The 21,122-nt window shown below is 36.8% G+C and carries 14 protein-coding genes; 9 read left to right on the plus strand and 5 right to left on the minus strand.

Features of this window, described 5'->3' with window-relative positions; genetic code table 11:
- Window positions 1-14 precede the first annotated feature (14 nt).
- A complete protein-coding gene (locus tag PPBDW_RS21815; RefSeq protein ID WP_036789736.1) occupies window positions 15-1,655 on the plus strand; it encodes a glycoside hydrolase family 13 protein in 1,641 nt (546 codons plus the stop codon).
- A gap of 133 nt (window positions 1,656-1,788) precedes the next feature.
- Here PPBDW_RS21815 and glgX read toward each other — a convergent pair whose 3' ends face one another.
- Entirely contained in the window at window positions 1,789-3,738 is a 1,950-nt protein-coding gene (gene glgX, locus PPBDW_RS21820) for a glycogen debranching protein GlgX (RefSeq protein ID WP_036789738.1), read from the minus strand.
- 248 nt (window positions 3,739-3,986) lie between these two features.
- On the opposite strand from glgX, the gene PPBDW_RS21825 reads away from it, so the two are divergent.
- The 3 genes from PPBDW_RS21825 (at window position 3,987) to PPBDW_RS21835 (ending at window position 8,880) form a co-directional block, all read left to right on the plus strand.
- Window positions 3,987-5,405, plus strand: a complete 1,419-nt coding sequence (locus tag PPBDW_RS21825; RefSeq protein WP_081045044.1) for a carbohydrate porin — start codon at window positions 3,987-3,989, stop codon at window positions 5,403-5,405.
- A gap of 67 nt (window positions 5,406-5,472) precedes the next feature.
- Window positions 5,473-6,315: a MalM family protein gene (locus PPBDW_RS21830; protein ID WP_036789740.1), complete on the plus strand. Its 843-nt coding sequence runs from the start codon at window positions 5,473-5,475 to the stop codon at window positions 6,313-6,315.
- Between the two features lie 108 nt (window positions 6,316-6,423).
- Window positions 6,424-8,880: an amylo-alpha-1,6-glucosidase gene (locus PPBDW_RS21835; RefSeq protein ID WP_054262230.1), complete on the plus strand. Its 2,457-nt coding sequence runs from the start codon at window positions 6,424-6,426 to the stop codon at window positions 8,878-8,880.
- 53 nt (window positions 8,881-8,933) lie between these two features.
- Here the strand turns inward: PPBDW_RS21835 and malK are convergent, their stop codons facing one another.
- On the minus strand, window positions 8,934-10,043 hold the full coding sequence (gene malK / locus PPBDW_RS21840) for a maltose/maltodextrin ABC transporter ATP-binding protein MalK (protein ID WP_036789741.1): 1,110 nt from the start codon (window positions 10,041-10,043) through the stop codon (window positions 8,934-8,936).
- A 412-nt stretch (window positions 10,044-10,455) separates the two neighbouring features.
- Here malK and malE point away from each other — a divergent pair, with 412 nt between their 5' ends.
- The 3 genes from malE to malG are packed head-to-tail and all read left to right on the plus strand — an operon-like array spanning window position 10,456 to window position 14,239.
- Window positions 10,456-11,637 (plus strand): maltose/maltodextrin ABC transporter substrate-binding protein MalE, encoded by a 1,182-nt coding sequence (gene malE / locus PPBDW_RS21845; RefSeq protein ID WP_036789742.1) that lies wholly within the window; start codon window positions 10,456-10,458, stop codon window positions 11,635-11,637.
- A 57-nt stretch (window positions 11,638-11,694) separates the two neighbouring features.
- Window positions 11,695-13,338, plus strand: a complete 1,644-nt coding sequence (gene malF, locus PPBDW_RS21850) for a maltose ABC transporter permease MalF (protein WP_036789743.1) — start codon at window positions 11,695-11,697, stop codon at window positions 13,336-13,338.
- Between the two features lie 10 nt (window positions 13,339-13,348).
- Entirely contained in the window at window positions 13,349-14,239 is an 891-nt protein-coding gene (gene malG / locus PPBDW_RS21855; protein ID WP_036789744.1) for a maltose ABC transporter permease MalG, read from the plus strand.
- 579 nt (window positions 14,240-14,818) lie between these two features.
- Here the strand turns inward: malG and PPBDW_RS21860 are convergent.
- Both PPBDW_RS21860 and PPBDW_RS21865 read right to left on the minus strand, forming a co-directional pair.
- Window positions 14,819-15,172 carry a hypothetical protein gene (locus PPBDW_RS21860; protein WP_036789747.1) on the minus strand — a complete coding sequence of 118 codons (354 nt, stop codon included), beginning with the start codon at window positions 15,170-15,172 and terminating at the stop codon, window positions 14,819-14,821.
- Window positions 15,173-15,364: 192 nt separating this feature from the next.
- Window positions 15,365-15,883: an Hcp family type VI secretion system effector gene (locus tag PPBDW_RS21865; RefSeq protein WP_036789749.1), complete on the minus strand. Its 519-nt coding sequence runs from the start codon at window positions 15,881-15,883 to the stop codon at window positions 15,365-15,367.
- A gap of 378 nt (window positions 15,884-16,261) precedes the next feature.
- Between PPBDW_RS21865 and PPBDW_RS21870 the strand changes: the two genes are divergently transcribed.
- Complete coding sequence (locus PPBDW_RS21870; RefSeq protein ID WP_036789750.1) at window positions 16,262-17,527, plus strand: type VI secretion system ImpA family N-terminal domain-containing protein; 1,266 nt, start codon at window positions 16,262-16,264, stop codon at window positions 17,525-17,527.
- Between the two features lie 55 nt (window positions 17,528-17,582).
- The gene (locus tag PPBDW_RS21875) at window positions 17,583-18,605 is read left to right on the plus strand and encodes a formylglycine-generating enzyme family protein (RefSeq protein WP_036789751.1); all 1,023 of its coding nucleotides are present in this window, start codon (window positions 17,583-17,585) and stop codon (window positions 18,603-18,605) included.
- A gap of 50 nt (window positions 18,606-18,655) precedes the next feature.
- Here PPBDW_RS21875 and PPBDW_RS21880 read toward each other — a convergent pair whose 3' ends face one another.
- Window positions 18,656-21,121 (minus strand): LysM peptidoglycan-binding domain-containing protein, encoded by a 2,466-nt coding sequence (locus PPBDW_RS21880; RefSeq protein ID WP_036789752.1) that lies wholly within the window; start codon window positions 21,119-21,121, stop codon window positions 18,656-18,658.
- Between the last annotated feature and the right edge of the window lies 1 nt (window position 21,122).

Genomic DNA, 21,122 nt, shown 5'->3' on the forward strand with positions numbered 1-21,122 from the left:
AGGAATAGATAACCATGAATAAATTATCAAATTGGTGGCATGATGCCGTTGTGTATCAAATATATCCACGCAGTTTTTGTGATTCAAATGGTGATGGTATTGGTGATCTACAAGGTATTATTTCTAAGTTAGATTACTTACAAAATCTAGGCGTTAATGTTATTTGGTTATCGCCTGTTTATCGTTCACCGATGGATGATAATGGTTACGATATTTCTGACTATCAAGATATTGCACCAGAATTTGGCACGATGGAGGATATGCAGCAATTATTGGATGAAGCTAAGTATCGTGGTATTCGTATTATTATGGATTTAGTGGTTAATCATACTTCGGATGAGCATCCATGGTTTATTTCTGCGCGTGAATCAAAAGATAGCCCATATCGTGATTACTATATTTGGCGAGATAAGCAGGTTGACGGAACTGAACCTGATGATCAAGGCTCACTTTTTGGTGGTAGTGCATGGCAGTATGACGAACAAACAGATGAATATTATTACCATTTATTTTCAAAACGTCAGCCTGATCTTAATTGGGAAAATCCTGCTGTCCACCAAGCAATTTTCGAGATGATGAATTGGTGGATAGACAAAGGTATTGGAGGATTCCGATTAGACGTTATTGATTTAATTGGTAAAGAAATCGATAAAGGGATCACGGGAAATGGGCCTAATTTGCACCCTCTGTTACAAAAAATGAATAAAGCAACGTTTGGTGACAAAGCGTTGTTGACGGTGGGTGAAACGTGGGGAGCAACACCTGAAATCGCTAAATTATTCAGTGGTGAACAGCGTGAAGAATTATCGATGGTCTTTCAGTTCGAGCACATTACGCTAACGTGGAAAGAGGGAGATAAGTGGCAACCTGTTGAGTTTAATTTGCCTGCGTTGAAGCAAGTTTTAACAAAATGGCAAGTTGAATTAGAAACGGAAGGTTGGAATTCACTGTTTTGGAATAACCATGATTTACCTCGAATCGTGTCAAAATATGGTGATGAAGGCCAGTATCGTGTCGAGTCTGCTAAAATGCTTGCTACAACTTTGCATATGATGAAGGGGACACCTTATATTTATCAAGGTGAAGAGATTGGTATGACGAATGTCGCCTTTGAGTCTATTGAAGATTATTGCGATATTGAAACACTAAACTTTTATCATGAGCGTACCGCGAATGGTGTGACAGAAGAAACGATGCTAGCGGCTGTACATGAAAATAGCCGTGATAATGCACGTACTCCAATGCAATGGGATAGCTCATCCTGTGCTGGATTTTCAAGTTCAAAGCCATGGATAAAGGTAAATCCGAATTACAAAAATATTAATGTTGAAGCGGCATTAAATGATGCGCAATCGATCTTTTATCATTATCAGCGTTTAATTGAATTGCGTCGTGCTTTTCCGCTGATTGTGAATGGACGCTTTAAGCCATTATTAGAACAACATGAGCAAGTTTTTGCTTATCTGCGTGAAGATGAACACCAGCAAATTGTTGTGATAAATAACTTTAGTAATCAAAGTGTTGTTATTAGCGTACCTAAGATCTTAGAAGATAAAAATTTAGAGTGTTTAATTTATAACTATGAACCACATTTGCAACTTAGTTCTCAGTTGGTATTACAACCGTATGAGTCATTCGCTGCATTGATTGTTTAGTTAATTGGTAAAGCCGTTATATTAATGCCGACGTAAATTACGTCGGCATTTTTATAGGCTGAATAAAAGACAAGAGCTCACTTATGAGGTTAAGTTTAAGGCTATATCGTTGTTATCAAATAACAATAATATTTTAATTTGCACGATATAAAATAGATAATGAATGGGGATGTTGAATATATGAGACATTCACATCTTTAACAATAATATTTTGGGTACTTGTATCACACACCATACTCCATTTAGTACTTTTTGGTAGATTGAACGTTAATGAGGTATCAGTCGCGTTTATTAAATAGAGCAACTCGCCATCGTGATTAAATAAATCAATATGCAGTGAGAAATGATCAATGTTCAGCCATTGTGCCGGTGTGATTTGTGTCCCGTTAGCATTAGACCATGTTATTTTATTCTTATTTCTATTCTCGTTACTAAACGCACGAATAACATCAGGCATAATTTGTTGACGGATCGCTATAATATCAGCAAGCCATTGTTTAAAGACGTCATTAATATGAGACAAATTCCAATCAGCCCAGCTAATTGGGTTATCTTGGCAATAGGCATTATTATTACCTTGTTGACTATGAGATAGACTATCGACGGCAAGTAAGTGAGGAATACCAAAACTAAATAATAGCGATATCATTAAATTTCGTTTCTGCTTATCACGCAGTAATATAATTGCCGTATTATTGGTGTCACCTTCGACACCGTGATTATTAGAACGGTTATCACTGTGTCCATCACGGTTATTCTCACCATTAGCTTCATTATGTTTGTCGTTATATGACACAAGATCTTGAAGTGTGAAGCCATCATGGTAACTAATAAAGTTAACCGGGAGTTTTTGTGGCCAACGACTGGCACTGAAGATATCTCTTGAACCCATTAATTGGGTAGCGAAATTTTTCGCAAAATTAGGCTGTTGTAGCCAATAGCTTTTTGTTATATCGCGAAATTTATCGTTACATTCATGCCAGTTATCCGGGTAGTTTCCTAATTGATAACCGTTTGGACCAATATCCCAAGGTTCAGCAATTAACTTTACTTTTTGTAAGATAGGATCTTGTGCAATAGCCATGAAAAAATCGCTATGAGGAGAAAAGTTTTCATGGTCACGGCCGAGAGTTGTTGCAAGATCAAACCTAAATCCATCTATATGATATTCATTTACCCAATGTCGTAGAGTGTCTAATACAAGCGTAAAACTGGCTTGATGGGTTAAATCGAGAGTATTCCCACAGCCGGTATAGTTCATATATTGCTGAGGGTTATTGTGTAAATAATAGTTTTGATCGAGTGCTTTTAAATGAAAACAAGGGCCGTTATGATCTCCTTCAGCTGTATGGTTAAATACAACATCTAATATAACTTCAATATCATTCTTGTGCAGCTCTCTAACCATATGCTTTAGTTCGTTAACCGCATCTTTTTCGGCATAATTAGGATGTGGTGCCATAAAGCAGACGCTGTTATATCCCCAAAAATTCGTTAAGTTATTTTCTTTTAGGTGCGATTCCGTTACAAACGAAGTTATTGGTAATAATTGTAAGGTGGTGATGTTTTGTTGTTTAAAAAATTGAATGATATCAGGTTGGCATAGCCCTAAGTATTTCCCTTGATATTGCGGTGCTATATGAGGGCACTGTTGTGTAAAGCCTTTTATGTGTAATTCAAATAAAATGGTTTTTTCTATGGGGTGATTGGGGGCGGTGTCATTCTCCCAATCAAAGTTATGATCAACAACGATCGATTTTGATAGTGTCCAACTCTGCTCTGTATCAAGAGGGGAGTTATATTGTAATGGCTTGCTTAGGCTATGACTATAGGGGTCGAGAAGTAGGCGGCTATGGCCATCATTATCGATAGTTTTAAACCCGTATTGTGTGCCAGACGTTATATTAGGTATAAAAGTGTAATATACGATTTGATCGTGAGTCTTAAGTTTATATTCTTGATTTTCGCTGTCAGTAAAAATAATTAAAGAGACAATGTTATCAGGACTATGAATAGAGAAGTTACAACCATCATCATATAATGTTGCACCAAATGGAAATGGAGAGCTTTTTTTATTTTTCATTGTATATTTCTCGATATATCTGATTGTTGACTGTATTTATTTTACCGTTAAAGGAAACGATTTTTATCATCCTCATTAGTGTGATTAATATCACTAACTAATTAATGTTGTTTTTTTCTACGCCCTAAATATCACCCTTATAAATAATTAAATTGGGATGATGCAGAGAGTCATGTTTATGCAGAATATTAACCCCGAAGGTTGCCCTACTGCACCCATGAATTATTCAAATTTTAAGGGACACACGGATGAAATTTACATTAATGCCTATTGCCGCAGCATTGCTAGCCGCATTTACATCGACAACCGTTCTAGCTGAAGAAACAGTAGAGACAAATAATGTTAATGCTGATGCTATTGCTGCCGAGAATATGGCTGTTGACCAGCAGACAGCAGTTGAAATGCTAACTGATGGCTGGGAAGTAAGTGGTTATGGTTCTATGAATTACCGTTCAAATACAGATTTTCAATCATTTGATTCTGAGTTAGGTAAGCCAGATTATCGTAGTGCGGGAACATCAGGTAAAAGTGCAAACCAAGTTGAATTTGTTGTAAAAAAGAAAACTGCATTTTCAAATGGCGTTAAGAGTGATTTTGTTGTTCGTGCTGAGTATGGTAATGGCGATTCTTATTATTACAGCTCTCCTGGTGCTGAGAAGACAAATACTGTGGCTCAGTTTGAAATAAAAGAAGCGTATGTTGCATTAGCAAACTTACCTTATTTTGGTGAAGGCACTGAAATTTGGGCGGGTCGTCGTTACTTTAACCGTGCTGCAGGTATTTTAACTGGTGAGTTCTGGAAGCAGTCTTCTGGTATGGGTGCCGGTTTTGAAACAACTTTATCAAATGAGAATAAAATGGGTATTGCAGTTATATCTGCTGATCCAGAAGCGGGTAATGGCATTAATTGGGCAAACCCAGATTTCCAACCTGCACGTCCTATAGATGGTAAGCGTAGTACTGTCCATTCATTAGATTTGTACTACTACAATGTAAAAGCGTTGGGCGGCAGTTTTGATTTTGATGCCAAAATTATGAAACGTGCAGATGAGGTGCTTACTAAAGATCAAGCTAAAGATGGTTATGGTTTTGCTGTAACGTATAACCGTGATTACTATGGTTTAGATGGTTGGACACAAACAGCATTAGCTTATGGTCATGGTATGGCGTCTAACCGAGGGGTTAACTTTGGTCAATGGAGTGGCGATTGGTTAAAAGACTCTGAATCTTGGTTTGCAACATCTTACGGTGTCTTAAATATTAATGATCGTTGGCAGATGGGCTCTGAATTAACATATTGGGCACCTCAGGATATGAATTGGGGAGCAACTGGGAATGGTAAAGATAAAGTCACTCGTTTTATTGCTGCTGTTCGTCCAACTTATAAAGTAAATAATAATTTCCGCCTAGAAATGACAGGTTCTTATGCTGTTGAAAAAGTGAATGGTAATAATTGGGGGCGTGAAGATAATGCGACTGATTTTTATAGTTTAGAGCTTGCACCTGTATTTACTGTTAATGCTGACTATTTTGGCCGCCCTCAAATTAAACCATATGTAACTTGGGTTGCAACGTCAGATGTGAAAGCTGCTGATGCAATAGGTATTACTGATAAAAATAAGAAAGATCAATTTGTATTCGGTATTCAGGCCGAAGTTTGGTTTTAATTTGGCTTAAATTAGATAAGGCAGCTTTATGGCTGCCTTTTGTCTATATAATAATAAGAGGTAAAATATGCTCACATTAAAAACAACTGCGGTAATAGCATGCTCAGTATTCGCAATGGTAGGATGTAGCAGCGCTGATATAGCATCGGTAAATAAAAAAGAAGTATTAACGCTGATCAATAAACCTGTATGTTGTACATCCTATTCGCAATTTTCATGGATACCATTACAAGGTGCTGATATATCAGTAAATATTAATGAGCATTCGCAAGTTGGTTTATTTCCAGATGGAAAAAGTTATTTTGCTGCTTTCTCATTACCTGAGCATGTTGAGCAAATGCGAATAACGCTAGATAGTTTAATTCGTAATGAACGTGTTTTTGCGTCTAACATTATGTTTTTAAATGATAAATTTGAGCCAGTGAAAAATATTAACTTATCAGAATTTGAATTAACCTCTCCCAATTTATTACAGCGCGCTGCTTATCAGCATATTTTTACGATGACGGCAAAAATGGCACCTTATATGGTTGTTTATTCATCACAACAATATCAAGGTAAGTCTATTACTATTCCTCATCCAGAGCGTTTACGTGCGCAAGAGTTAGGTTTACCTCGTCCTATTGTTATCGATCCTGAGATTAGCTATGCTGAAACGGGTCAACTGCATTTAACATTAAAACCAATAAAATTAAAAAGTTATCAAGCGAAAATCCCTGCATCATTAGTACCAGTGTCTACTACGAAGACAAGTGACAACATGTTGTCTGAAACTGAAGATTTTTATAATCAGCAGATTAAAAAGGCGATTGAACAAAATAATATTAAAAAAGCGCTGCAATTATTAAACGAAGCGAAACGAGCGGGATCAATGACTGCAGAATCAGTGTTTATTAAATTAGTTAAGTAATAAGTGATAGCACATTATAGCTACGGAGCCTGTGATGATATTAAACACTTCAAAGAAGCCATTTTTTGAAGTGTTTGTGTATACGGATAAATAAACATTGGAAATAATATGGAACCATTATTAAACAGATTTCCTTATATTAAAGAAATTTTTTCTGTCACGGCGAAAAAGAAAAAATTAATTGGGAAAAATGGAGGGGTACTAGCACCTTCAGAACTATTTGAACATTTATTAATTAAAAATCACCAACAAGTACCTTTTGTTTTTGGTGATAATATTGATGGTTATTATGAAGGCTATACACATTCATTTACCTTAAATAAATACCATCATAAATGTGGATGGATATTGGGTGGTTTTGCATCATTTATTGATAAACAAATAAATGATAAAACGAGAGATATAAGCGCCAATATTTATCCTTATGGCGTGACACACTATTACGATACGGATAGTTGTAATCCATGTAATGATACATTGATGATTTTCTCTGGTACTACATCTCAACAACGTTGTGTTGCTCTCGTTGTTGAAAGCGAGCAAGCCGCTATCTTATCTATTTCTCCCCAATTAAATATCAGTTTAACTGGCTCGGTTACTAATGTTTTTGATAATGGCGTGGTATATCAAGTATCAAAAGAACAACATAGAAAAGGTATGCCAGCATTTGTTGCGCTATGTGCTGATAAATCTTTTATCTGTGAAGAGGTGGCGGCAACGTTTGAATACCCTGAGCTGAATCAGATAGCTTCATTTAACGGCCAATGCATTGTTCCTATGCTTAGTTCGCACTCTTTAGAAACAAGTATGACGGTGTATATCACTTTTGCTGATACAGAGGCTGAAGCCATTATTATGGCTAATGCTCAGTTAGCGCAAGATGGCGTTACCCAGCATAAGCAAACTGTTTATGATAATTTAACTCAAACGTACTTATGGACTTCAGATCTAGAGTATAACCGCGCGCTGATGTGGACTAAAGCTGCAGGACGAGTCTTTGTTTCTACTGAATATAGTAATTGTATTTGGGCTGGGCTACCGTGGTTTAAAGATTGCTGGGGGCGAGATACTTTTATTGCATTGTCAGGTATTTCATTAGTTAATGGCTTTATGGATGAGGCAAAAAAAATTATTGATTGTTTTGCACAATGGCAAGTGAAAGATCCGGATGATCGTCATTATGGCCGTATTCCAAATCGTGTTAGTGCGTTTGATCAGATGATTTATAATACTACTGATGGTACACCATGGATGATTCGTGCAATGTGGGATTACCTTCGTTATAGCGGTGATATTGATTATGCGAAGGTAATTTATCCCGTGGTACAAACGTATATAGCCGGCGTAGAAAAACATTATTTAGATGATTATGGTCTTATGATACATAGAGATCCTGATACGTGGATGGATGCAAAGTTAGCTGGGGTTTTACCATGGTCATCACGAGGTGATCGTGCCAATGATATCCAAGCATTGTGGTATACCAGTTTACAAGTCGCAGTAAAGCTAGCTGTATTAAATAGTGATAGCGAAAGTAAGCAACATTATCAATATTTGGCTGATACAGTAAAACGTCATTTTTTATCATTATTTTGGGATGCGTCACGTTCACAGTTAGCTGATTGTATTAAAGCGAATAATGATCGTGATATGAAAGTGCGACCGAATCAATTAATGACATTAACTGTACCCTATGGTAATGATTTTATTGATTTTAAAATAGGTGCTGCGATTTTATCGAATACTGTTTCTGAATTATTATTTCCGTGGGGGATCACTTCATTATCACAGTATGATCCGCAATTTCATCCTTATCACGATAACCAGAATAACTACCATAAAGATGCTGCTTATCATAATGGCACCATTTGGGGCTGGAATGCAGGCTTTACCATCACCGCATTAACCTTATATAGCTATACTGATTTTGCTTATTCTTTAACTAAGAATTTAACTGAGCAAATATTATATAAAGGCCATAGAGGGACAATGAGTGAAAATGTTGATGCATTCCTCGATAAAAATAGCAATATCACCTTATCAGGAACGTATGCGCAGGCATGGTCAGTATCAGAGTTTACTCGTAATGGCTTTCAGGATTATTTAGGTTATCAACCTGATTTAATCGAAGGGGTGATTACATTGTCTCCTTCATTACCGAGTGCTTGGGATAAGGTTTATGCAAGGCTTGAGATAGGTGAAGGTAACTGTTTGGTTATCGGTTTTACGCGTGGTCAAACAGGCGAACAATGCTATGAGATATCACTTCAACACTATGTGGATTTATGTATTAAATTAAAATTGATAGCAGCAGATAAATCAAAACACCTGGCTGTCTTAACCGCGAAAAATAAGACTATGGAGATTATTTTTGATCCTTATACGCTGAATTTGTCCTGTAATGGTGTAGAGATTGAAATGCTAGAGGTACAGCAAAGCTATCAATCTGAAATAGGAGAGTTGGTGTTTGCACAACCAGATTTAAATATTACCTCCCAAGCGCTTCAAACAACCAATTGGCTGCAAAGGCAAATAGAAAAATATGAATTGGTAAATGTAGATTAATTATTGAAGAAAACCCTCCAGTTGGAGGGTTTTTTATTAATAATGATTTTGAATTAAGTACCAACTTCTTGGTATAAGCGACGACAAGCTTTACCATCGTTATGAAATAGATAGCATCGTTGTGGTGGAATACCAAGATGGAAGGTATCACCGGTATGGATATCAAGAGTATCACTATGTCGACAAACAAATTCAGCATCGATATCTTTGAGATTAATATAAGCTTGAGTTTCGTACCCAAGTTTTTCAACAACTTGTACCTTACCTTCAATACAGATATCACTTTGATCACAATGGACAAGGTGCTCAGGACGAATACCTAAAGACATACGAGTATTTGGCTGAACACTTGTTCCATCTACTGGGATCCAGAATGAGATGCCGTTATCCATTTGAATTTTGACTTGATCTTTTTCAGCTTCAAGAGCGGTAACACTCATAAAGTTCATTTTTGGTGAACCAATGAAGCTGGCAACAAAGCGATTTTGCGGGTAATGGTAAAGTTCTAAAGGTTTACCCACTTGGGAAACATAACCACCATCTAAGACAACGATTTTTTCAGCCATTGTCATCGCTTCTATTTGATCATGGGTTACATAAATCATGGTACAACCAAGCTGTTTATGTAATTTGGCGATTTCAATGCGCATCTGTACACGTAATGCTGCATCAAGGTTTGATAGTGGTTCATCAAGTAAGAATATAGCCGGCTGGGATACTAATGTTCGGCCGATGGCTACACGTTGACGCTGACCGCCAGATAGTGCTTTAGGTTTACGATCAAGAAGTGGGGTTAACTGGAGAATATCTGCAACTTTTGAGACACGACGCTTGATCTCATCTTTATTTGCTTTTGCCAGTTTTAAACCAAAAGACATATTGTCATACAGATTTAAATGTGGATATAGAGCATAAGATTGAAATACCATGCCGACGCCTCGTTGCGACGGCGGTACATCATTCATTCGTTTGTCACCAATAAATAAATCGCCAGATGTAATATCTTCTAAACCTGCAATACAGCGTAGTAAAGTTGATTTACCACAACCAGATGGACCAACGAAGACAACAAATTCTCCATCTTCAATTTCTAGATCAACGTTCTTGGAAATTAAGTTATCTCCATATGCTTTACATACATTTCGTAAAGTGACACTCGTCATTGTGCCTATTCCTCTATTGGTTATAACTAGCTAACATTTTGTTATTTAAACAATCGCTAGATTTAATACGAAAGAGTGTAGGTAAAGTTATTGTTTTCTACATCATCCTTAATCCTCCTTTATCAAGGGGGGATGATAGAGGAGGAGTCTGGAGAACATACTTTTAATGATGATTAATCAGGAAAGATTATTTGCTGTAATGATATGTGTTCGATATCACATATTGATTGTTTTTTGTGATCTAGATCGTGACTAATTTGGGTTATGTTCACATTTTTTAACAGAGCTAAGCGGGGGCGTAGAGCGTAGGATGATGTGTAACATTCGTGAATTATAGAAGATATATCGAGAAAAACGTTATGACCTTTGTATGACGTTATTAGATTAATAAAATAATAAAGGATGTTAGATAATGACTAAGGTACTTACGACAGTTGCTTTATGCACCATCGCGGCATTGAGCTCATTTAATACGTCAGCAGCTATTGAGGAAGGGCAGCTAACAATTTGGGTGAATGGTGACAAAGGTTATAATGGTCTGGCAGAGGTTGGTAAAAAGTTTGAAGAAGAAACCGGTGTTAAAGTCACTGTTGCTTTTCCTGATAATTTAGCTGATAAGTTTCCTCAAGTAGCGGCTACTGGCGATGGTCCTGATATTGTAATGTGGGCACATGACCGTTTTGGTGGTTATGCACAGTCAGGTTTATTACAAGAAGTTAAGCCATCTGCTGAATTCCAAAAGAAATTCTCTGATTTTACGTGGGACGCTGTACAGTCAAACGGAAAGTATTACGGTTATCCTATCTCGGTTGAATCTCTTTCTCTAATTTATAATAAAGATCTTGTACCTAATCCTCCTAAAAATTGGGAAGAAATGGTCGCATTAGATCAGAAATTAGTAAAAGAAGGTAAAAAGGCCATCATGTGGAATTTACGTGAACCGTATTTTACGTGGCCAATTTTATCTGCGGATGGCGGGTATGCTTTCAAGAAAACACCAGAAGGCTATGATTCAAAAGACGTTGGTATCAATAATGCTGGTGCGCAACGAAGCATGGCTTTTATTAAGTCACTGGTTGATCAAAAAGTGATTTCACCTGACATGGATTACAGCATCTCAGAAGCTGAGTTTAATAAAGGTAAAGTTGCGATGACAATTAATGGGCCATGGTCATGGAGTAATATTGATAAGTCCGGTATTAATTACGGTGTAACAACGTTACCTATGTTCAATGGTAATCCTTCAAAATCCTTTGTTGGTGTCCTCTCTGCTGGCGTAAGTACTGCATCACCAAATAAAGACTTAGCTATTGAATTTATTGAAAATTATTTACTAACAGATGAAGGTTTAGCAAAAGTCGATAATGATAAGCCGTTGGGTGCTGTAGCTCTAAAATCGTACCAAGCAAAAATTAGTAAAGATAGTCGTATTGCCTCTACCATGCAGAATGCACAGCAAGGCGACATTATGCCAAATATTCCTCAGATGACTGCTTTTTGGTATGCCGAAGGTAATGCGATCCAAAATGTTGTTGATGGCCGTCAAAGTGTTAAAGATGCTTTAGATGCTGGCGCAAAACAAATGCTTAAGTAATTTCTTTTTTAGGGGAAGTGATTCCCCTATATTTTTATCTGAATGCAGGATATTGATATGGAGTCAGTTCAAGATCTCGAGCTATTTGAATCAAATAACAAAAATAAATCCTTTAAATATAAGAAAGAAATTAAATGGTTTATTTTAAGTTTGATCGCCTTGGTAAATGGCTACGCGACAGTATTAATGTATGCACAAGGTGAAGTTGCCTTTGCATTATTAACCGTGGTATTGACAGCATTAGCAGTTTATATTTTTGGTAGCAGTAAAACCTATGCCCAACGTTATATCTATCCAGGTATTGCTGGGATGATCATTTTCATTATTTTCCCTCTTTTATATACGGTAAGTTTAGCTTTTACTAACTATAGTGCGACAAATCAATTAACGTTAGAGCGCACGCAGTCAATATTAGAGCAGCGTACATTCCAGGCTGGAAAAAGTTATAACTTTGAGTTGTATAAAGCTGGTGGCGGCTATCAAATTATTATCGATGATGATGGTAAATTGTTATCTACAGGATTAATTGATTTTAATAATAAATCGGTAAAATTAAAACCAGTAGTAGAGGCTTTTGGTAATACAAAGCCGATAAAAAATTATAATGAATCACATCCTGTTGCTATTAAATTAGAAGCGATTGTTCAAGCTTTTGGTAAAAAATTACCCATCAAAGATATTGTTAAAAACCGAAGTCAAATTTCAAGTCTAATCTTGGAATTACCTGATGGTAATGAAATTCGAATGAGTGGCTTACGAAAATTTGCTGCTGATTATCCTTTATTTACAATGCAATCTGATAACGTCACATTATTAAATAATCAAACAGATCAGTTATATAAGCCGAATATGGATACGGGCTTTTACCAACCTGTTGATAGTAAAGGTGAATTTGTTGGTGAACATATTTCTCCTGGGTTTGTTGTTGATGTAGGTATAGATAACTTTAAACGTGTTATTGAAGATGATGGTATCAAAGAACCATTTGTCGGTATCTTTATCTGGACGGTTGTTTTTGCCTTTTTAGCAGTAGCATTAACACTGATTGTTGGTATGGTGTTAGCGTGTATTGTGCAGTGGGAACCATTAAAAGGTAGTGGCTTATACCGTATTTTATTAATATTACCTTATGCCGTACCATCGTTTATTTCGATTCTTATATTCAAAGGTTTATTTAACCAAAGTTTTGGTGAGATAAACATGCTATTAAGTTCAATATTTGGAATTAAGCCAGCATGGTTTTCAGATCCTGTATTGTCACGATTAATGGTTGTTATCGTGAATACATGGCTAGGTTTTCCTTATATGATGATCTTATGTATGGGATTATTAAAATCAATACCTGATGATTTATATGAGGCATCAGCGATTGATGGTGCAAGCCCATTCCAGAATTTTATAAAAATTACTGTACCATTAATGATTAAACCATTAACACCATTATTAATTGCATCATTTGCTTTTAACTTTAATAACTTTGTAATGATTCAGTTATTGACTGGTGGTGGTCCTAATATGGTGAATACATCAGAGCCTGCTGGTTATACCGATTTATTAGTAAGTTACACCTATCGTATTGCCTTTGAGGGCGGTGGTGGTCAAGACTTTGGCTTAGCAGGTGCAATAGCCACGATTATTTTCGTGATGGTGGCAGGTATGGCGTTACTTAATTTGAAGTTTACTAAGTTGTCACAAGACTAAGGAGTCGGTCATGGCGATGGTACAATCTAAGACATTAAAATATCGGTTATGGGCAACACACTTAGTGTTGTGGTTTTTTCTCGCGATCACAATATTTCCTTTATTAATGATTATTGCAATATCGTTCCGTGAGGGTAATTTTTCAGGAGGGGAGTTAATTCCAAGTAATCCAACATTAGATCATTGGAAACTCGCACTAGGTATTACAGTAGAACATGCTGATGGTTCAATAACACCACCACCATTTCCAGTATTATTGTGGTTGTGGAATACCATCAAAATCGCGACGATCACCTCTATATTGATTGTAGCGATGTCAACGACCAGTGCCTATGCGTTTGCTCGATTACGTTTTGCGGGTAAAGAAAATATCTTAAAAGGGATGATGATTTTTCAAATGTTCCCTGCTGTATTGGCGTTGGTGGCATTGTACGCATTGTTTGATCGATTAGGACAATATATTCCATTCCTTGGTTTAAATACTCATGGTGGATTGATATTTGCGTACTTAGGCGGTATTGCGTTGCATGTTTGGACGATTAAAGGTTATTTTGAAACAATCGATCATTCATTAGAAGAGGCTGCAGCTTTAGATGGAGCAACACCATGGCAGGCATTTAGATTGGTTCTATTACCTTTATCGGTGCCTATTTTAGCGGTAGTCTTTATCTTATCGTTTATTGGTGTTGTAACAGAAGTTCCTGTGGCATCAACACTGTTATCTGATGTTAATAATTACACGCTAGCCGTTGGGATGCAGCAATACTTGTACCCTCAAAATTATTTATGGGGTGACTTTGCAGCAGCGGCAGTGTTATCTGCTTTACCTATTACGATAGTCTTTTTACTTGCTCAGAAATTTTTGGTTGGTGGTTTAACTTCTGGTGGGGTAAAAGGATAAAATACGAAATTATTAATAAAAGGGCTCTCTCATTAGAGCTCTTTTTATTTTAAATTGATTTTAATATTTGGTTATTATTTTCCATTTCAATATCCATAATTACTCTGTGCAGCTTTTTTAATATATGTACTCCACCAGCACATGATCTCTTTACGTTGCTCTAAATAATCAGAGCGGTTGTAACTTGCCCTTACTTCATTTTGATCTGCATGTGATAAGCACGCTTCAATAAGCAAACTATCAAAACCTTGTTCGTGAAGTGCGGTAGAAGTGACTGAGCGTAGACCATGAGCGACTATTCATCTTTTAATCCCAAGCTGCGTTTAATAGCAGCATTCGCTGTAAACAGGCTTACATGGCTACAAGTGTCACGTAAGCCAAAGAAAATATAATTAAGCTGATCATCACTTTAGTAATATTAGCGAGTGGGTTGGCGTGAATTAAATTTTTGTAACTAAAATTATTTAATTAATGTTTTGGAATATTCTTTTAATGGTTAAATATTTATTATTTTTTCTAATGTGTGCAATTCACGATGGACGTGTAGATGAGTCTAAATTGCGAAATATTATTTAATACTTATTTTAATAATTTGCCTTTTACATTATTAAACATTGATAATAGTCGTTGGTGGTCGAGGAGGTGCTGTTGAATAAATTGTCGACATACAATGACTCGTTTAGTGTAATCCTCGGGTAGAAGGAGGTTTAGCTCGTGTGCAATAGTTTGAGCGTGTTTGATCTCTTGTGCCGATGGTGGTGTTAACGCTTCCGGAATAGCTTTTATAATAGAGGTTTCTAATGCTTCAGAAAATCCTCGCCATGTAGTTAGGTCAATACGAGTTTCATCCGTTAACGATAATAAAGCCTGTTGTTGTTCTGAGACGGTAAAGTGATAAGTAATTTTTCCAAGTTTAAATTCAATGATATTCATAATAGAGTCATGTTAATAATACTGTTATTTATAGTAAGTATATGCAGAAAGAGAAGAGAAAATAGATAGCTAATTTCTTATAATAATTCATCGTTTAAGCTTTATTTAAGTATTCAATTAATGCCTTAGCAAAGACATAAACGATAAAAGCCCGCACTGTCGGAACAGTACGGGCAAGAGTTATACTTAGAATTACGCTTCTAGCGGCGCACGCCAGTCATCAGCACCTGAAGTACCTGAAACAGTGTGATCCCAATTAATTTTTCGGTAAGCCATAGAGATTTCAATCAGTTGAGTAAAATCAGCTTTGGTTGAGTCTTGGCAATGTGGCATTTGATTGTCGATATTAACAATCGTTGCGTCTGTTAACGTTGTTGTGAAGTAGTGCTCTTGCTTACCTTCAACAGAAGTGCGGTACCACTTAAGTTCAACGGTTGGTAGCATTTCACCTGATGCCAATGAGTTGTACATTAGCGGAACCGCTTTGTTCAATGCCACGGTGAACTTGAAAGGCTTATGGACACGTTGACCAGCAGGTTGACCTGATTGTGGGTCAGTTGGCACTGTCACGATATGCTTAAATTCTTGCACTAGCATTTGGTCTTCATGACCTTCAACGTAAATGTTACCGACAGAATCAGCTGTAAATGCGCCAGCAGTGATGTTGCCCTGAGTTTGGCCTTGGATAGAAATATAACAAGGAGTTGGCATTGTAATGTCCTTAATATTAAAAAGTTTAGAATGTGCGCGTACATATAGCAGGATGTGTGCCAAAACTTAAAGTAATGTAACTTGTTGTTTTTATATGATATTTATATCTTTTGTTTTATCAGCAAACAGAAGTGAGCGAGTTGTTGCTTATATCGGGCGAAATGTTGCTTAACGGGCAAGATATTGCTTACATTGAGCAATATCTTGCTTAAAAAGGTACCTCTGTAAAAATATATCATTATTTTCAGTGGGTTATGGTGTTATCTCTTGGCTTAATAGTTGCATGACTATTGCTCGTTATGAGTAGTAACGAAATAATGGTGTCTTTCGTGGCAGCATTTTGATCTATTTTACGGGGAGTAATAACCATTGAGTACGATGGGATTTTATCAGAGTCGGCAATTTAAGTTTGTGGATGATGAAAGCAAACTTAGAAATTCTACAAGATATCAATTAATTAGAGATGAGATTAATCGTCTTAATAATCCATCTTATGGAAAAATTGATTGGGATAAAATCAAGATGTTGTGTGAGGATCTTGCTCGAACTGACGGGTTAAACTTTCTGACAACACTCTATTATACGACTGCATTGGTCAAAGAACAGAGGGTGAGTGGGCTTGCAAATGGGCTTGAACTTCAACTTGCTGCGTTAATGCATCTCTATGAAAATAAAGATGTTAACCTAGTTAAATGTGCAGATCTCTATCGCTGGATGATTGCCAGAATAGGTGATGATTTACGTCGATTAGAGCCTAAAGAATCACAGCTTAAGGATCTTTACCGTTGTGAACGTTGCTGTAAAGAAATTTATGAACTATTTTTAGACGTACATCCTCAACATGTTCCTGATTTAGAAGCCATTAGTTATGTGATTTTTGAACATGTCGATTATCTTGAAGGTAAGTTAAAGCTAATAGAGGCAGATAAACAAAACCATATTAATGAGCAACAAGATATCCCGCCTAAATTACCTCTGCGTAATAAACATCGCATACGCTTGTCTTGGGTGTTTTGCTTAGGTTTGTTATTAGGATTATCAGTTTTTGCTGTTAAAGATTATTTGAGATCCACAACAAATTCATTGCTAAAGCGAGTTACGGCAGAGAAGTTAGAAGCTCAAGTACTTACTTCAGAGCAAATTGCTCAATTGCAGCATCAATATTCTCCCTCTGTATTCACCGATAATAAGGCGGCTATTATTCCTTTATATTTGCGTCAAGCGAATGATGAAATTAATGCATTATCTGGTAAGAATATAGCTCAAGCACTCTCTTTGATGAATACCGTTAAGCAACTGTATCCTAAAGATGCAAAAATAGAACAACATCAGCAGTATATAGCAGATATTCGGGAGCGATTTGAGACACAATATCGGCGCTTTAAAACAGCCAGGACCAATATTGCAAATTTACAAAAAACAATAAATCAAAGTCGAAGCAATAAGTTGGCTTCACTTTCAGAAGAAATTAACGACTATGCAATTGGTTTATCACCTGTTTATGGAAGAATCAGTTATATTGAGCAACAAATAGTTAATAAGAATCAGTCAGAAGTACAAAAAGAGCTTCAACAACTTGATAGTGAAATAAAAGGGTTAGAATTAAAATTTTCACAATTAACAGATCAAAGTAAAAATATTTAAATGCTATTAGCGTTGTTTAATGAATGGATACGAATAGGGAAGGTTGGGTTAAGCGATGTATAGAAAATATCTAAGCATATTAATAAGCGGATGTGTATTAACAGCATGTACTGGAGAGACAACCGCTTCAGTAACCAGTAAAACGATACCAGCTGAAAAAATTACTCAAATAGAAGCGAAAGTAAAAAAGCTTTACCCTGATGCAGATACCAAACTTCAACATCAAATCGTGGATGTTGCTGTTGAATCACTAGAAAGTATGGTGTTTATCAAAGGTGGAGCCTTCATGATGGGGGCATTTAAAGCCCCTTGTAACCCCATTTCTACGGATAGAATGGATTGGTCGCCAGATGCTAAGTGTAATACCGCTTTGTCGAATGCTGAAACTGGCGCTAATTTTATGCATAAAGTAACCTTAAGTAACTACTCATTAGCTAATCATGAAACGACCTATCACGGCTTTGATGCTTTTAAAAGGGCGCATAATCTGCCCGTTGTCAAAGCTGAAAATAGGGCGAAATATGACCTTTCTGATGAACAGTTTAAAAATAAAGCAACACCAACCAAAACATGGCAAGAGGCAAAAGATTACTGTTTATGGCTGGGTGAATTAGCGGGGTATCCGATTGATTTACCCACAGAAGCACAATGGGAATATGCAGCAAGAAATCGTGGAAAGCATCTATATTATGCTACCAACAACGGTTATCTCCAACCCAAAAATGGTAGGCATTTAGTTGATGGTAGGTATGTCGATTATACAAAAGATGAATGGAATTATGGTGGCCTCTTTGAATCTAAAGATATTAAGCAATTCCCTCCTAATCCACTAGGTTTGTATGATATGACAGGTAATGTAACAGAGTGGATTAATGATTGGTATGCTAATGATTATTACCAACATTCACCCGAAATCGATCCTCAAGGACCATCAACAGGGACTAGAAAGGTCATGAGGGGTTGGGGGGGAGATGCACCATTTATAACCTCGCGAGGAGGTGAAGCCATTGTTCAAGATAAATATTACCCAACATACGGCTTTCGTTGCGCGGTTCAACAAACGACACCAGTAAAGTAGTATTCAGTTAGTGCCGACAATAACACTTGGCTATTGTCGGCAGCTCCAAATTAAATTTCTAATACTCTTTTCTTTTGTTTTCTATGTTGGAAATCATAAATGGTGAATGGAGTTGAAGGGATCATCCCCATATTATCTAAATGATTTACACTAGCTAATTGAGCTATCCATTGATTAAATTCTATTTGCTGTTTTCCATCTAAAATTTTATTTATTCGCTGTAGGTTATTCATAAGCGCATCATCTGAACTTTGTTTTTTACCTTCGACATTCATGTGGGCTAACACTTCAACAAACTTGCGCCAAGAGCGAATAGTACCGCTTAATAACACATAAATTGCTGCTTCCTGCTCCTCCTCAAGATTAAACCAATATGTATGTACTAGGGTATTGAGCATCATTCCCACCGTTTCAGGAGGAAGAACTCTTAAACTAACGCCACTCAATATGTTTCGATCTAAAATTCGCTTTGTTAAACGTTTGGCTTCATCTGAAATGAATAATTCTTTGTTGATATGAGCTAATCGGTCTGACCACCACTCCCCAATATTTTCAGTACCAATTTCTATTGCATCTTTTATTGTGAAATCTTTTTCTGTAAATGCACTAAAAGCGGCTATATATAAATAAGTGTAAGCCTCTTTATTTATATTATCCATAATACGGTAGCCAATAGTATCAATCGCTTCCCAAATAATTTTTGCCAATTCAAATAGCTGTGAAAAGTCAATTGTGGTGCCAAACCCACCGGACGCTCCAGGTCCCCATACTAAGCGTGCACAACAATGGCATTCAAATTTACCCTTGATTAAACGAAGCTGAAAATCGATTCCAGCACCAAGCCCAAACGCCACATTGCCTTCAGCTTTAATTTCAATTAAAGCCGAAAAATCAGTCGTCCCCGTCTTTTGAGGGGTTAGCCACTCTACCTTTCCACTTAATTGTCCGCCAGCTTGAGCACCAGCAAACCCTTCAGCACTTACACCTATTTGCCCAGAAGGTTTTACTCCCATCGTAGGGTGAGGTGAGAAAATAACCCCAGTTCCCGCACTTTTCTCAGCCTGATTACTGATCATAGCTTTTCCATTAACCATAGCGGTCACTAAACAACTTAATGTTAATGTTGCGCTACATCTAAAGTGGCCTAGAGGGTATAAGGCAGGTTTTCTGTCAGCATCAGTATAAGTAATAAGTGCGGAGTAACCTTTTTCATGTGGGAAGTAACTATTAAATGTAACCGCACCCTCTGCTAATGAAGCGGAAGACTCAGCTGCAAAGCCGAGATCAAATTTAGCTTGTTTAAGATTAAAATCACCTTTCACACTGGCTTGTGCTGCAAATCTTAGTAATTGCGCTTCCGCACTGACGGCATAAACCGTTTCGCCGTTGGCATCTTTAAATTCTTTATTTGCTTTCCATTCTTTGAGCTTATAACCAGGGACTTGCCAGCCTATTATTTTACCTTCGAATTGGCCGTCAATAGTGTTCTTAATACCATCTGTCATGCCATTTGTAATATCTGATGATATTGCCTTACCCATTTCTTTCCAATTGCCGCTAGAGACAGCTTGATTCAAGTGGGTATGGTTTTCTGAATGACGCCAAAAAGGTTTTTCTCGTGTCATAAAATCTTGGCGTATGTAAACCAATTTATTTTGTGAAACGATAAAGATCTCAATAATCCCAGTTTTTTTATTCGTTAGCGCCACACTTTTTGACGAGAAGTTTTTTTGATTAATACCTTGTTTTACAGAGGATTCATCAGTACTAGCCACTGCTTTTATATAGTATTCTTGCCGCTTCAGTTCTGTATTGATCTCTGAGATTAAAGCATCAACGAGTGTTTTCTCTGTTGGTTCAAAAGTAAAAACCTTATTAAGGAATTTTTTCCTTTCTTCTAGTTCAATTATTTTTGCTTGTGCCATGTTCCTATTAATATCACTGCGCTTGATGCCAATTGTATTTACAAAAGGATCATCTTCAGGCGTTGGTTGTGCTTCAGTTTGTGTATTAACAGGCAGAGCTCCTGAAGAAATAGCCATGTCATACCATTTTTGTCGCATGGCTTTATGCTTAGCAACAGCGGCAGAATCTTGATTTGCATTGTTTTCAGGCGCTTTTTGCAATATTTGCTCATATCCATCAATCAGTTGTTGAGTATATGAAATCTCTTCTTCAAGTAATTCTTGAGCATGTTTATCTAACAACAAGTATTCTTTCGTTTTATCTCCTGTTTTGAATACAACATCGCACACTTCTATTCCTTTGCAGGTAGGTCTTGCAATGGCACACCCACCTTCTGTTGGTCGATTCATATTTACAGGTTCAACAGGCTTTAGTTCTATTGAGCTTGGTTTTTCTTGATTTGGTAAGGTAATACTATCGTTGATGTTTATTAGATCTGGATTGGGTTGGTATTGGGGATTTAACTCCAACAGCTCAACAAGGCTAATCTTGTTTTTGATCGCAATACCTAACAGAGTGTCATTTGGCTTAACGGTGTATATGTTTGTCATA

It is taken from the genome of Photobacterium kishitanii, assembly GCF_000613045.3.
Taxonomy (GTDB): Bacteria; Pseudomonadota; Gammaproteobacteria; order Enterobacterales; family Vibrionaceae; genus Photobacterium; species Photobacterium kishitanii.